Consider the following 13,002-nt stretch of genomic DNA (forward strand, 5'->3'; position numbering starts at 1 on the left):
TGCCGACGATGGAGAGCGTTCTCATCGACCTGGCCGAGGACCGCGTCACCGGCGCGCTGCGCCTGGACGAGGCCGGGACCGTCTACCTGACCGACGGCCGGGTGACCTACGCCGAGAGCCCGGCCGTCCCGAGGCTGGAGGACCTGCTGACCGCGGACGACAGGATCCCGGCGCAGGCCGTACGGCAGGCCAGGCAGGCGGCCACCGAGGACCGGCCGGGCGGCGAGCGGCTGGTCGGGCAGGGTGTGCTGACCCGCGGTGAGCTGGAGTTCTGCGTGCTGAGCGCGGTGCTCGACGCCGCCTACTTCCTGTCGGGCTCGGCCGCGCACCGCAGGGGGTTCCGGCCCGGGGACCGGCACTGGCTCGGCCCCCAGTGGTATTTCGACGTGGCCGGGCTGTCCCGGGAGTGCGAGCGGAGGAGGGCGCAGTTGGACCGTGCCTGGCCGTCCGGCGAGCTGGACATGCTCCCGGTCGCCCCCCTGGCGCGTATCCCCGCCCAGCGGGTGGTGCTGACCTCGCTGCAGTGGGAGGTGCTGGTCGCGGCCGACTCCGTCGCCACCCCCGCCGAACTGGCGCGCAGGCTCGGCCGGCCCGCCTACTCGGTGCTGCTCGCCGTACGGCGACTGGCCGCGGCGGGGCTGCTCCGCGTCCCGGAGGCGGGCGGACGTCCCGGCGCGGCGCCCATCGGGACGGGAACGCCGGCACCGGCCCCGCAGACGCCGCAGAGCTCGCAGACGTCACCGACGCCGCAGGTCCCGCAGACGCCGTCGGCTCCGCCGGCGCTGCCGCGGCGCCCGAAGACCACCGGGGAGCCCCGGGCGGGTGGGGAACCCCGGGAAGGCGCCGTGGGGAGCGCCGCGTCCGCGCGGTGGCTCCCCTCGGCGACCGGTGACCCCACCGACGTGAACCTGCTCATCCGGCTGAGGAACGCACTGGAGGCACTGACATGAGCTCGTCCCGATGCCGCTGAGGTTGCGGACGTTGAAGCTGATCGGAAGGAGACCGCCGGTGGAGGCGCGTGACCGGGAACCGCAGGGGGCGCGGCCGTACGCGGATCCCGCCGTGTCCCGCGACCGGGACGTCGTGCCGTTCCGCGAACCCGGCGCCGAACCTCCCGGCCCCGGCGCCGAACCGTCCGGACCGGGCACGCCGGACGCGCAGGGCATGCCGGACGCGCCGGGTGCCGTACCGGTGCCCTCCGCCGCGGACGGCGCCGGGGCGTCCGCGGGGACGTCCACGGAAACGTCCGCGGAGGCGTCCACGGAGGCGTCCACGAAGATGCCCACGAGGACGTCCGCGGGCGCGTCCTCCGCGCAGGCGCCTCCCGCGCCGGACGGGGAGGGGGTGCCGCTCCACGACCGGGCCCGGCGGGAGCTGGCCCTGCTGCGCGACCGGCTGCACGAGGAGATGGCGCTGCTGCGCGAGCGCGTGCCGGAGGTGAACGGGAGCGTCGCCTGCAGCGTGGACGGCCTGCCGATAGCGAGTGACCTGCGAGGGGAGACCGAGCAGATCGGCGCGCTGTCCTCCGCGGTGCTCGCGCTCAGCGGCCGGCTGACGGCCATGGCCGAGAAGGGCTCCTTCGAGGAGACGCTGATCTCCGGCAGCAACGGCTACGCGGTCTTCTACGCCGCCGGCCCCACGATCGTCCTCACGGTGCTCGCCCGGCCCGGGACCAACCTCGGGCTGCTGCGCCTGGAGGGCCGCAAGACGGCGGCGAGGCTGGCCGCCATCACGTCCCGCACATCGACAACCCACTGATCGGAGTCAGACATGGGCAACATGGATATCTCTCTCAAGGAGATGATGGGCATCGACGGCGCGATCGGCGCGGTCGTCGTCGACTACAACAGCGGCATGGCGCTGGGCGCCCTCGGCGGCTCCAAGGACCTGGACCTGCAGGTGGCCGCCGCGGGCAACACCGAGGTCGTCAAGGCCAAGCTGCGGACGATGGACTCCCTCGGCCTCAAGGACACCATCGAGGACATCCTCATCACGCTCAGCGGGCAGTACCACATCATCCGCCCGGTCACCGGCCGGAGCGGCAAGGGCCTCTTCCTGTACCTGGCGCTGGACCGCAACCGGGGCAACCTGGCGCTGGCCCGGCACACCCTGCGGATGATCGAGGAGAGGCTCGAGATCTGATCCTCCGGTACGGCTCCGCGCACCGGGAGCGCGGGCCGTACCGGAGCTCACCGCTCGGCGGAGGCGGTGAGCTCGCCGATCGCGTCGGCGAAGTCCGGCCAGAGCGGGCTCGGCAGGTCGTGGCCCATGCCGGGGAAGGTGACCAGCTCGGCGCCGGGGATCGCGTCCGCCGTGGCGATCCCCCCGGCCACCGGGATGAGCTGGTCGGCCTCGCCGTGCAGCACGAGAACGGGTACGGTGACCTCCCCGAGCAGCGCCGTACGGTCGCCCGAGGCCATGATCGCGGCGAGCTGCCGCGCGGTCCCGGCCGGGTCGTGGCCGCGGTCGTAGCCGAGCCCGGCGGTCCGGGCGACGCGCTCCCGGTCCATCGGGTAGCCGGGGGACCCGAGGATCTCCCAGGTGCTCAGCGCCTGCCGGATCGCGGCCTCGCGGTCGGGCGGCGGCGGCGCCATGAGCACCGCCATCGCCGCCTCGGTGGGCGGGGCGACCGCGTGGCCGGGGGTGGACATGATCGAGGTGAGGCTCCGCACCCGGTGCGGGTGGCCGATCGCCATCGCCTGGGCGATCATGCCGCCCATCGAGGCGCCGACCACGTGGGCCGATTCCCAGCCGAGCGCGTCGAGCAGCCCGGCGGTGTCGTCGACCATGTCGCCGAGCCCGTAGGGGGCCCCGCCACCACCGCCGGAGGCGGGCGTCCCGGCGTCGCCCAGGTGGGTGGACTCGCCGGCGTCGCGGTTGTCGAACCGCACCACGTGGTGCCCGCGTCCGGCGAGCAGTTCGCAGAACTCCTCGTCCCAGTTGATCATCTGGGCGCCGAGGCCCATGATCAGCAGGAGCGGCCGGTCGCCGGGAGATCCGAAGGTCTCGTAGGCGATCTCGATGCCGTTGGCCCGGACGCGCGTCGTCATGTCGCTCCCTCTCCCCGTCCGTCCGCGGGCGGGCCGGGTGGCCGCCCGGGCGGTTCCCGCCGCACGGAGCCGGCGGACCGGTGACCCGAAACAGAATGTCATTCTGCCCAGGCCGGGGCAAGGCATCCCCGAGCCGAAGGACCGGAGACGCAGAACGGGAGCGGACGCCCTGCGCCGGCGTCCGCTCCCGTGTCCAGGGGAAGCTGGGGTTCGAGGCTCTTCGCTTCCGGCCGCCACGGTCCGACGGCGCCGTGACGGCGCGACGGCCGTGTCGGTCCGGCGCCGTGACGGCCCGATGGCACCGCCACGGTTCGGCGCCGTCGCCGTCGTCACGACTTCGGCGGCGCCGCCCTTGTCAGGGCTTGACGGTGATCTGGACCGGCTTGGCCGGGTCGCTGTCCCGCTTGTTCCAGGCACCGGCGGAGAACGGGACCGGGTGGTTCTTCTTGCCCGGGCCGTCGCCCCACTTGGTGATGACGTAGTCGACCTTGATGTGACCCTCACCGCCGTTGCCGTCCACACCGAGGGTGTCGGAGTTGAACGTGCCGCCGGTCAGGTCGGCGAAGGTCTTGGCGTCGAGGTCGATCATGACGCCGCTGCTGGAGGGGACACCGGGGCCGCGGTCGCCGACGAAGAACTTGGCCTTCTTGCCCTTGTAGATGACGTAGCCCTCGGTGAACAGCGGCCAGCTCGGGCTGGCGATCATGCCCTTCTGCATCGGCTTGCCGCTGGCGGGGAGGCCGGTGTCACCGGCGCGGCCGGAGGAGTCGTCCCAGAAGTAGGAGGCCGTGGTGTGGCCCTTCAGCATGACGGTCTTGGTGATCTTCTGCGGCTTGGCGGGGGCGGCCTTCTCCGGCGCGGCCTGCTCGGGGGCGGCCTGCTCGGGGGCGGCGGCGGGCTTCAGCGCGGCGGCCCGGACGGGGGCGCTCTCGGGGGCGACGGCCGAGACCTGCTCGATCACCGCGGCGGCCCGGGCGCCGGCCGCGGGCACGGCCGCGGGCACGTCGTGGTCGGCCGAGGGGAGGGCCGAGACGGCGGCGGCGGAGGCGAGGAGCCCGGCGCCGACCAGGCCGGCCACGGCGTAGCGGGTCTTGCGGGCGGTCTTACGGGGGTCCAGGGAGGAAGGCATGAAGAAAAGAACTCTTTCGCGAGGGAACGGGGCAGCCGCGTGCCATGTGCGAAAAGGCACCGGCGGGGTCGCGCTCACAGGGAAGAGGGGCGCAGGAGTAGATCAGGTGGTGCTACACGGAGCGCTGGGGGATGCCGCGACCGATCGCGGCGAGAGGGCCCAGGGGGCGTGAAAGTCTCAGAGGACCGGCACTGAAATGGTGTATACCGGTACGAAGGTGGCGCAGTCTCCCACTGGGGGATCTCCTCTCCATCTCGTCTACCGGGTTAGCTGACGGGTTCGGGCGGTGGAGTGCCCTACCACCGCGTGCGCGGCGGATTCACCCCGGAAGGGTGGGTCCCCGGTTCCCGTGGCCCTGGTGGCTTCGGGATTCGACGTCGGCCCGGCCGCTCCCTCGGATGAGGGTGCAGGTCACCTGCCGATGACTAGGACACTACCGGCCAAATCCGACAAAGCAAAGCAGAACCCATGGAAACGCCAGAAGATCTACCTTCTATAGCCAAGAAAGGGCAGACGGCCGGGTTTAGCCTCTTCCGAACCGGCTCAGACCAGGGCATACACGCCGCGACGAATTACTTACGGGTGATTCACCGCCGCCATTCCCGGTGGTCCGGGCCGCCGTTCCCGCCCGGCCTCGCGGGCCCCGCGCCCGCCCCCGCACCGGTCAGTCCCACCAGAACGACCAGGCGTTCCTGCCCATGATCTGCTCGGCGTAGCCGGCGAGCGTGCCGGCGCTGTAGATGACGCTGTCCGGGCAGAACGTCCAGTGCTCGGCCGCGACATGCAGGGCGTGCTCCGCCGTCGTCGGGGGCGCCGCAACGCTCAGGTCAAGAGTGTTGAAACCCACGCCCACCAGCCGCGCCCCGAACCGCTCCTCCCAGCTCCGCACCACGGCGGCCAGCGGGACCATCCACTCGTTGTGGTTCAGCGCGCCCTGCCATCCCATGACGGCCAGCGCGTCGGCCCCCCGGCCGGCGGCCACCAGGCCCAGGGGGGTCCTGCGCTCGGCGACCAGGCCGGCGTACCAGTCGGCGACCACGTCGGGGTCGGCGGCGAGCCGCCCGGCGGGGGCCGGCCCCGGACACCGCGAGCCGAACGGAGCCAGCAGCTCCAGCTGGTCGTCGCTCGCCTTCTCGGTCCAGTCGGCCCAGACCTCGGCCATGAAGGCGGAGGTGTGGTAGTTGTCGATCTCCTCCACCGTGTCCGGGGCGATCTGCCCGGACGACCACGGCTGGACGGAGTCCTCCAACAGCAGCGGCCACAGGCCCGAGCGCGGATGCTCGGCCCGCAGGCCGGACCACAGCTCGGCGGAGACCGGCTCGTCACTGAGCCAGAAGGCCGGGCGGTACCCGATCATCAACGGAGAGTACCCGGGGTCGGGCCACACCACGTCGCCCGGAGGCAGCTCGACCGAGAGCGCCCGGCCCTCACCGCCGTCGGCGAACAGCTGACCCAGCAACGGCGGAAGTTGCCCCCGCTCGCAATCGCTCATCCCTGTCGATCCGATCCTGACCACGGACCAATTTTGGCCTGTCAGGCGGCGGGAGGACAGTTCTCCCCCCAGCGCGGCCGAAAAACAACGCGCTCGCGGCCCTCGCGGGGAGGACTCCCGCCACCTCCCTGCGGGAACCGGGCGGCCCATCAGGGCGAACCGGCGAACCCCGGCTCCACGTGGGGAGGGACCGAGTTCGGTGGAAGCGGGCCCGAGCCGGTCACGTAACGGTAACGGTTGACCGTTACCGTCCCGATGAAGATCGGAAACGGATATCCAGGAGCGGCTCCGTCCCCTTTTCGACCTGGAAGACGGCCCATGTCCCAACCCGAACGCCCCCGACGCTCGCGCCGCGCGCCGCGCTCCCGGCCCGCCTGGCCCTTCCGGCTCGCCCGGAGCCTCCCGGTCCGGGTGGTCCTCGTCGCGGCCGTGACCCTGGCCGCCTTCGCCTACTCCAACAACGGCTCCTGGCGGGCGCGAGGCAAGGGCGAACCGCTGCTCCTCGCCCACCGCGGCCTGGCGCAGACGTTCGGCTTCGAAGGCATCACCAACGAGACCTGCACGGCCGAGCGCATCCACCCGCCGGAGCACTCCTACCTGGAGAACACGCTGGCCTCGATGCGGGCGGCCTTCAAGGCGGGGGCCGACATGGTCGAGTTCGACGTCCAGGTGACCCGGGACCGCCGGATCGCCGTGTTCCACGACGCCACCCTCGAATGCCGCACCGACGGCCGGGGCAAGGTCCGCGACCACACCCTCGCCGAGCTGCGGCGTCTCGACATCGGCTACGGCTACACCGCCGACGGTGGCGCGACCCACCCCTTCCGCGGCAAGGGCGTGGGCCGCATGCCGGCCCTGGAACAGGTCCTCGCCGCGTTCCCGGAGCGGAAGCTGCTGATCCACGTCAAGAGCGACGTGGCGGCCGACGGCGACCTGCTCGCCGGCCGCCTGGCCACGCTGCCGCCGAAGCGGCTCGCCGCGCTCACCGTGTACGGCGGGGACAGGCCGGTGGCCGCGCTGGCCGCGCGACTGCCGGCCGTACAGGTGATGTCGAAGGCCCTCATGATGGACTGCCTGAAGCGCTACCTCGCCGTGGGCTGGACCGGATCCGTCCCCGACGCGTGCGCCGGCCTGGAACTGCACATCCCGGAGAAGTACGGCCGGTGGCTGTGGGGCTGGCCCAACCTGTTCGTCGAGCGCATGCGCGCCCGCGGCACCCGCGTCATCGTCGTGGCGGGATCCGGCGACTTCTCCGAGGGCTTCGACGCCCCCGCCGACCTCTCCCGCCTCCCCGAGGGCTACACCGGCGGCGTCTGGACCAACCGCATCGACGTGGTCGCCCCACTCCTGGACCGGTGAGACCGGCCGGGGCTCACGCGGTGGTCAGCGGCCGACGGCCGCCCGTACCTCACTCATCAGGGTCGCCGCCTCGGTGACGGTCTCGGCGATCCGCTCCGCCGGCTCGCCGACGTGGCCGAGCAGCCGCTCCGCCCGTACGGCGAAGCCCCCGGGCGCGGCGGGCAGCCGGCCTGCCGAGGCCACCATGCCCTTCTCGTTGATCAGCCAGCGGCCCGCGTGCCCGTGCAGCGCCTGGCAGGCGACGCCGACCGCGCGGAACAGGCAGCCGGCCGCGTAGGCGGGGTCGGCTCCGGACACCCCGTAACGGGCCAGCTCGACGCAGAAGTCCGCCTCCCACATCCCGTCGGCGAGCGCGTCGCCCAGGGCGGGCGGGTAGGCGCGGGTCCGCTCCCGCAGGTCCGTCAGCTCCCCGCCGGGATCGGCCAGCACCCGGCACAGCGCGACCTCGCCGGCGTAGGCGTGGGAGTAGAAGCCCAGCGGGTGGCCGGGCTGGACGCCGATCTCGTAGCGGCCCTCCCGGCAGTCGGCCCAGATCCGGTGGACCCGGTCCAGGTCGCGATAGATCCAGTCGACCCGGTGACCGCCGACGGTCAGCCAGCCCCCGCCGTTCACCCACGGGCCCCAGCCGCCCGGCGCGGTCAGCTCCGCCTGCTCTCCCGCCTCCTGGACGGCCAGCGCCCGCAGCGCCGTCACGTCCGGCTCTCCCCGGTAGTACAGCCCGAGATCGAGGTCGGAGTCCGGGCGGTGCGTGCCGCGGGCCCGGCTCCCGCCGAGCACCACCGCGACCACTCCGGGCACCTCCGCCATCCGCCCGGCGAGCGCCTCCAGTTTCGTGTCGTCCACGACGACATGATCACACAGCCGTCCGGCCGGCGGCATCGGCGTCAGTCGTCGTCCTCGTCGTCGTCCTGGTCGGCGGCGACCGTCGAGGTGATCCCGCCGGTGGCGGCGTCCACGACGATCTCCTGCACGGCCCCCTTGCCGTCGGCGACCTCGACCTCCCAGGAGGTGGTGTCGCCCTCGGTCTCCAGCTCGGTGGAGACGACCCATCCGCCGCTCACCTTCGACAGCGCGGTCCGCTGGGCCTGCTCCGCCGACACGGCGGGCTTGCGCACGGCGCCCGCGTCGTCGCCCGAGCCGGTCCCGGGGGTGGCGGACGAGGACGGCGAGGCCGGGTCGGCCTTGATCTCGTCGGCGAGGGCGGCGCCGCCGCCGGCCACGATTCCGGCGAGGGCGAGTCCGGCGATAACGATCATCGGCTTACGCATCGGGCTTTCTCCATATCCGTTGAGAGGCGCGGTTCCGCGGAATCCGCGACGACCCCTCAAGGCTGCTAGCCCGGGTGATAGCGCGTTGCTGTGAAGTTCCTAAGGAATCGTTAACACCCCGCTCCGACCGGTCCGCCGGGGATCGGCCGGCGGCCGGGGCGCGGCCACGCCCCCACGGGCCGCGGCCTCCGGTCCGCCGGGGATCGGCGCCCACGCGCGCCGGTCAGGACGTCACGGCGCACTGCCCCCTGTCCTCCCTGGCGGGGCCGGCCCCGCCGGGGCGGATGTCGAAATCGAACATCTCCGTGGGCAGGTAGAGCGTGCAGCAGGCGTTCGGGACGTCGACGATCCCGCTGATCCGTCCCTCCACGGGCGCGGAGCCGAGGAGCAGGTACGCCTGCTCGCCCGTGTAACCCCATTTCTTGAGGTACTCGATGGCGTTGAGGCACGCCCGGCGGTAGGCCAGCGTCGCGTCGAGGTGGTGGTTGACGTCCCTGTCGTGGTCGACCGAGATACCGACGAACGACAGGAACTCCGAGTAGCGCGGTTCCACGTTTCCGGGCATGAAGACCGGGTTGGTGGTCACGCCGTACTTCTCCATGCCCCCCTTGATGAGGTCCACGTGGAGGTCGATGAAACCTCCCATCTCGACCGCGCCGCAGAAGGTGATCTCGCCGTCGCCCTGGCTGAAGTGCAGGTCTCCCCCGGAGAGCTTGGCGCCCTCCACGTAGACGGGGAAGAAGACCCGCGCCCCGCGGGTGAGGTTCTTGATGTCCTGGTTGCCGCCGTTCTCCCGGGGAGGCACGGTACGGGCGCCCTCGCGGACGATCCGCGCGGCCAGTTCGCCGGTGGCCGTCCCGGCGAGGGCTCCGTCGGACAGCGGCGGCAGGGCCAGCGGCGGGACCCGGTCGGGGGCCGTGTCGATGAGGGCCTGCTCCCGGCGGTTCCAGCGCGCGAGCATCTCCTCCGACGGCGCCGTGCCGAACAGCCCCGGATGGGTGATGCCCGTGTAGCGGATGCCGGGCAGGTGGCGTGACGTCGCGAATATGCCGTGGAAGTCCCAGACCGCCTTGTAGGCGTCCGGGAAGTAGTCGGTCAGGAAGCCGCCGCCGTTCGCCCTGGCGAAGATTCCGGTGTACCCCCACCCCTGCCCGGACACGGGGCCGGACTGCTGGGGTATCGGGCCGATGTCGAGGATGTCGACGATCAGGAGGTCGCCCGGTTCGGCGCCCTCGACCGCGATGGGGCCGCTCAGCATGTGCGGGACGGACAGGTCGACGTCCCGCACGTCGTTGGCCGAGTCGTTGTTCCCGATCTGGGAGTCGGTCCAGTCGCGGCACTCCAGACGGAACTCGTCTCCCGGCCGCACGGTGGCGACCACCGGGATGTCCGGATGCCACCGATTGTGGCCGGGCACGTCCTGGTCCCGCATTGACTTCGACTGGTCCACGCCGAACACGACTTCTGGCATGACAGCCCCCTTCTCGTGGAATGCGTGCTCCCGGTACGGCGGGCGCCGACGGGCGAGCCGGGTGTCCCCGTACCGCTCACGGCCTGGGCAGGCGTGCCGTCGCCGGGTGCGGAGGGCGCGCGGCCCGCCGGCCGGGCGGCTCAGGGACGACCTCGGGCGCCTCCCGGCTCCGTTCCCCCCGGTCGAGGGCGGCCGACAGCGCGGGAGACACCCGGGACAGGCGCGGCGCGGACAGGACGCGCCGCGCGGCCCGCTCACAGGCGGGGCAGTCCCGGGTGGGCGGTGCGGCCCCCATCGGCAGGCGCACCTCGAAGCGGCCGCACTCCGGGCAGAGATATTCATAGGTGGCCATGGGCACCCCTCCGCGTCGGAAGGACGGATCTCCGGTACGGCCACGGGGCCGGCCCCGGAGCCGGGTGGATCGCCTCTCATCACGTCGGACGACCCGGACGACGCGTTCCCGCCGGGCCGGTCGCGTTCCCCTCGGATGACCGGCACTGTCTCCCGGGTCTCCCGGGCGGCGTTCCCCCCGGGCGACCGCGAACGTCTCCCGGCAGGCGGGACGCTACCCCGCCGACCGGCGAGAGTCCGTTTCATACCCGCCGTGAGCAGGGCGAATCCCGGCACGCCGGGGCCGGGCCCGTTCTCAGCGGGCCGGGCCGGGGCCGAACTCGACGACGACCTCGGCTCCCCCCGAGGCGCGTGTGCGGGCCAGCAGGCCGCCGCCCGACTCCTCGGCGGTGCGGCGCGCGATGTCGAGACCGAGACCGGTGGACGCGCCACCGCTCACGCCCCGGCCGGTCGGGTCCGGGTGGGCGAAGCCGGGCCCCTCATCGGTGATCACCAGCCGGGCTCCGCCCCCGGGCCGCCGGGGCGTCAGCCCGACGGCGAACGGGGTGCCGTCGGGGGTGTGGGCGAACACGTTCTCCAGCAGCAGGTCCACGCAGGCCGCGAGGTCGTGCTCGCTCACCCCCACGGTGATCGGGTCGTCCGCGAGGTCCAGCCGCAGTGGCCGATCCTGGTCCTCGGCGAGCGCCGACCAGAAGGCGACCCGCTCGCCGACGACCCGGGTGGCGTCGCAGCCCGGCACGCCCTCCCGGTCGAACCGGCGCGCCTCGCGGATGATCTGGTCGACCATGCGCTCGACGCTGTCGACGACCCGTCCCACCCGTTCCGCCTCGTCCCGGTCGCGCATTCCGTCGGCCTCCAGCCGGAGCGCGGTGACCGGGGTGCGCAGCCGGTGGGAGAGGTCGGCGACCGCCTCGCGTTCGTGGGCGAGCAGCTCGCGGATGCGGGCGGCCAGGTGGTTGAGGGCGCTGCCGACCTCGCGGATCTCCGGCGGGCCCGCCGGTTCCACCCGGGCCCGCAGGTCACCGCGGGCCAGCCGCCGGGAGACCTCCGCGACCTGCCCGACCGGCCGGATCAGGGAGCGGGCGAGCCGGTCGGCGACGGTGATGCCGACGAGGAGCAGCGCCAGCCCGGTCAGGCCGAGCACCAGCCAGGCCCACCCGACCCCCCGGCGCAGCCGTTCGGCGTCCACGAACGCGCGGACGACCACGGTGCCGCGTTCCCCGCCCTGGACGGCCACCAGCACCTCCCGGCCCGCGGGCGTGTCGACGGTGATGCTCCGGCCGCGCGCGGCCAGCTCGACGCCGGGTCCGCGCGGCGCCGGCGCGCCGAGGAAACCGTGGCCGGGCAGGAAGACGGTGATCGGCACCCCGCCGGCGCCGCTCGCCTGCCGTACGGTGGCCTCCAGGACCTTCGGGTCGTCCAGCGCCGCGGCGGTGGCGACCGACTGCGCCCACGTGGTGGCGGCGGCCGTGGCCCGCTCGGCCGCCAGCGTCCTGACCAGTACGGCGAGCGGCACGAGGAAGGCGATCAGGACCAGCGAGGTGGTCGCCACCGCGAGCAGGGCAAGGCGTCGCCTCATCGGGGTCTCCTCACGTCCCCGGATCGACGATCTTCACGCCCACGCCGTGAACGGTCTGCAGGTAGCGGGGCCGCTGGGCGCTCTCGCCGAGCTTGCGGCGCAGCCACGACAGGTGGACGTCGACGGTCTTGTCCGCGCCGCCGTACGCCATCCGCCACACCTCGGCCAGGAGCTCCCGCTTGGGGACGACCTGGCCGGGGCGGAGCGCGAGGTAGTGCAGCAGGTCGAACTCCTTGGGCGTCAGGTCGAGTCTCACTCCGTCGAGGAACGCCTCCCGGCCGGCCGGTTCGATGAGCAGCCCGCCGACCCGCACCGGCGCCGCCTCGGCGCCCGCGCCCGCGTCCCGGCCGCGGCGCAGCACGGCCCGGATGCGCGCGTCCAGCTGGGCCGCGCTGAACGGTTTGACGACGTAGTCGTCGGCTCCGGCGTCCAGTGCCCGGACGATCTCCGGTTCGGCGTCGCGCGCGGTCGCCACGATGACCGGGACGGCGCTGACGGCCCGGAGCATGCGCAGCACCTCGCAGCCGTCGAGATCGGGCAGGCCCAGGTCGAGCACGACCAGGTCGGGCCGGTCCTCCACCGCCAGGGTGAGTCCGGGCATGCCCGCGACGGCCGAGGTCACGGCGTGGCCCCGGTCGGTCAGCGCGCGGCTCAGCGCGGATCTGACCTGGGCGTCGTCCTCGACGAGCAGCAACCGGGCCACGGTGACGTACCGACCTCTCCTGGCTGGTTAACGGTCCCGACGAGAGTGGAAGGTTCCCCGTCGGACAGGAAAGACACCGGGGGAGGAAACCCGGGGACGGACGCGCCGCCCGTCCCCGGCCGCCGACGGGAGGGACGTGATGGGCCGCCGCGCGCTGCTGGGGGTGGGGGGCTGGCTGGCCGCCGCCGTCCTGACCACGATCGCCGTCGTCTGGGCGGTGTCCCTGATCGGCACCGACATCACCGGCCCCGCCGCCCGCCCCATGACCCTGGAGGAGGTCGAGCGGGCCCTGGCCACCGCTTCCGCCGTGCCGAGCGTCGGGCCGCCGGCCTCGGCCGGTCCCGGCTCGCAGGCTCTCGGTTTCTCCTACGCCGAGGGGTCGGTGACCGCCGCCTGCGACGCCGGGCGGGCCCTGCTGCTGTCCTGGACGCCCGCCCCCGGGTACGGCGTCGACGACGTCGAGCGCGGTCCGGCCCACACCGCCTCGGTGGTCTTCGAGTCGGACGACCGCAAGACCACGGTCAGCCTGACGTGCCGCTCGGGAACGCCCGTCGCCACGGTCCGCTCCGCGGTCGAACACGACGAGGACTGACCGCGGCG

At 73.4% G+C, this 13,002-nt stretch carries 14 protein-coding genes and 1 riboswitch; of the genes, 5 read left to right on the forward strand and 9 right to left on the reverse strand.

The window, feature by feature from the left end; genetic code table 11:
• Window positions 1-8 precede the first annotated feature (8 nt).
• Genes HDA43_RS20965 through HDA43_RS20975 form a run of 3 tightly spaced genes read left to right on the forward strand, consistent with a single transcriptional unit; the run spans window position 9 to window position 2,142 of the window.
• Window positions 9-950, forward strand: a complete 942-nt coding sequence (locus HDA43_RS20965; protein ID WP_179824299.1) for a transcriptional regulator — start codon at window positions 9-11, stop codon at window positions 948-950.
• Between the two features lie 58 nt (window positions 951-1,008).
• Entirely contained in the window at window positions 1,009-1,758 is a 750-nt protein-coding gene (locus tag HDA43_RS36460) for a roadblock/LC7 domain-containing protein (RefSeq protein WP_312873476.1), read from the forward strand.
• A 12-nt stretch (window positions 1,759-1,770) separates the two neighbouring features.
• Complete coding sequence (locus HDA43_RS20975) at window positions 1,771-2,142, forward strand: hypothetical protein (protein ID WP_179824301.1); 372 nt, start codon at window positions 1,771-1,773, stop codon at window positions 2,140-2,142.
• A 47-nt stretch (window positions 2,143-2,189) separates the two neighbouring features.
• Here the strand turns inward: HDA43_RS20975 and HDA43_RS20980 are convergent, their stop codons facing one another.
• From HDA43_RS20980 to HDA43_RS20990, 3 genes are all read right to left on the reverse strand, one after another.
• Window positions 2,190-3,050 (reverse strand): alpha/beta fold hydrolase, encoded by an 861-nt coding sequence (locus tag HDA43_RS20980; protein WP_179824303.1) that lies wholly within the window; start codon window positions 3,048-3,050, stop codon window positions 2,190-2,192.
• A 355-nt stretch (window positions 3,051-3,405) separates the two neighbouring features.
• On the reverse strand, window positions 3,406-4,179 hold the full coding sequence (locus HDA43_RS35235; RefSeq protein ID WP_246424471.1) for a hypothetical protein: 774 nt from the start codon (window positions 4,177-4,179) through the stop codon (window positions 3,406-3,408).
• A 240-nt stretch (window positions 4,180-4,419) separates the two neighbouring features.
• A riboswitch (cyclic di-AMP (ydaO/yuaA leader) is annotated at window positions 4,420-4,557 on the reverse strand.
• 286 nt (window positions 4,558-4,843) lie between these two features.
• Entirely contained in the window at window positions 4,844-5,638 is a 795-nt protein-coding gene (locus HDA43_RS20990; protein ID WP_246424472.1) for a DUF4253 domain-containing protein, read from the reverse strand.
• A 351-nt stretch (window positions 5,639-5,989) separates the two neighbouring features.
• On the opposite strand from HDA43_RS20990, the gene HDA43_RS20995 reads away from it, so the two are divergent.
• Window positions 5,990-7,030, forward strand: coding sequence for a glycerophosphodiester phosphodiesterase family protein (locus HDA43_RS20995; protein ID WP_179824307.1), 1,041 nt, complete (start codon window positions 5,990-5,992; stop codon window positions 7,028-7,030).
• A 24-nt stretch (window positions 7,031-7,054) separates the two neighbouring features.
• On the opposite strand, the gene HDA43_RS21000 is transcribed toward HDA43_RS20995, so the two are convergent.
• The 6 genes from HDA43_RS21000 to HDA43_RS21025 form a co-directional block, all read right to left on the reverse strand.
• Window positions 7,055-7,873: a nucleotidyltransferase domain-containing protein gene (locus tag HDA43_RS21000; protein ID WP_312873477.1), complete on the reverse strand. Its 819-nt coding sequence runs from the start codon at window positions 7,871-7,873 to the stop codon at window positions 7,055-7,057.
• Between the two features lie 41 nt (window positions 7,874-7,914).
• Window positions 7,915-8,298, reverse strand: a complete 384-nt coding sequence (locus HDA43_RS21005; RefSeq protein ID WP_179824311.1) for a PepSY domain-containing protein — start codon at window positions 8,296-8,298, stop codon at window positions 7,915-7,917.
• 223 nt (window positions 8,299-8,521) lie between these two features.
• Window positions 8,522-9,769, reverse strand: coding sequence for a formamidase (fmdA, locus tag HDA43_RS21010; protein ID WP_179824313.1), 1,248 nt, complete (start codon window positions 9,767-9,769; stop codon window positions 8,522-8,524).
• A gap of 76 nt (window positions 9,770-9,845) precedes the next feature.
• Window positions 9,846-10,121 carry an FmdB family zinc ribbon protein gene (locus tag HDA43_RS21015; RefSeq protein WP_179824315.1) on the reverse strand — a complete coding sequence of 92 codons (276 nt, stop codon included), beginning with the start codon at window positions 10,119-10,121 and terminating at the stop codon, window positions 9,846-9,848.
• Window positions 10,122-10,415: 294 nt separating this feature from the next.
• Window positions 10,416-11,699 (reverse strand): HAMP domain-containing sensor histidine kinase, encoded by a 1,284-nt coding sequence (locus HDA43_RS21020; RefSeq protein ID WP_179824317.1) that lies wholly within the window; start codon window positions 11,697-11,699, stop codon window positions 10,416-10,418.
• 10 nt (window positions 11,700-11,709) lie between these two features.
• Entirely contained in the window at window positions 11,710-12,402 is a 693-nt protein-coding gene (locus HDA43_RS21025) for a response regulator transcription factor (RefSeq protein ID WP_179824319.1), read from the reverse strand.
• Window positions 12,403-12,541: 139 nt separating this feature from the next.
• On the opposite strand from HDA43_RS21025, the gene HDA43_RS21030 reads away from it, so the two are divergent.
• On the forward strand, window positions 12,542-12,994 hold the full coding sequence (locus tag HDA43_RS21030) for a hypothetical protein (protein WP_179824321.1): 453 nt from the start codon (window positions 12,542-12,544) through the stop codon (window positions 12,992-12,994).
• Window positions 12,995-13,002: the final 8 nt, after the last annotated feature.

This window comes from Streptosporangium sandarakinum, from assembly GCF_013409935.1.
Lineage (GTDB): Bacteria > Actinomycetota > Actinomycetes > Streptosporangiales > Streptosporangiaceae > Streptosporangium > Streptosporangium nondiastaticum.

Bases quoted from the DNA above. Each gene is read 5' to 3' on its own strand.
- HDA43_RS20965 (WP_179824299.1), top strand. From the start codon at position 9: ATGGAGAGCGTTCTCATCGACCTGGCCGAGGACCGCGTCACCGGCGCG.
- HDA43_RS20975 (WP_179824301.1), top strand. From the start codon at position 1,771: ATGGGCAACATGGATATCTCTCTCAAGGAGATGATGGGCATCGACGGC.
- HDA43_RS20980 (WP_179824303.1), bottom strand. From the start codon at position 3,050: ATGACGACGCGCGTCCGGGCCAACGGCATCGAGATCGCCTACGAGACC.
- HDA43_RS35235 (WP_246424471.1), bottom strand. From the start codon at position 4,179: ATGCCTTCCTCCCTGGACCCCCGTAAGACCGCCCGCAAGACCCGCTAC.
- HDA43_RS20995 (WP_179824307.1), top strand. From the start codon at position 5,990: ATGTCCCAACCCGAACGCCCCCGACGCTCGCGCCGCGCGCCGCGCTCC.
- HDA43_RS21005 (WP_179824311.1), bottom strand. From the start codon at position 8,298: ATGCGTAAGCCGATGATCGTTATCGCCGGACTCGCCCTCGCCGGAATC.
- fmdA (WP_179824313.1), bottom strand. From the start codon at position 9,769: ATGCCAGAAGTCGTGTTCGGCGTGGACCAGTCGAAGTCAATGCGGGAC.
- HDA43_RS21015 (WP_179824315.1), bottom strand. From the start codon at position 10,121: ATGGCCACCTATGAATATCTCTGCCCGGAGTGCGGCCGCTTCGAGGTG.
- HDA43_RS21020 (WP_179824317.1), bottom strand. From the start codon at position 11,699: ATGAGGCGACGCCTTGCCCTGCTCGCGGTGGCGACCACCTCGCTGGTC.
- HDA43_RS21030 (WP_179824321.1), top strand. From the start codon at position 12,542: ATGGGCCGCCGCGCGCTGCTGGGGGTGGGGGGCTGGCTGGCCGCCGCC.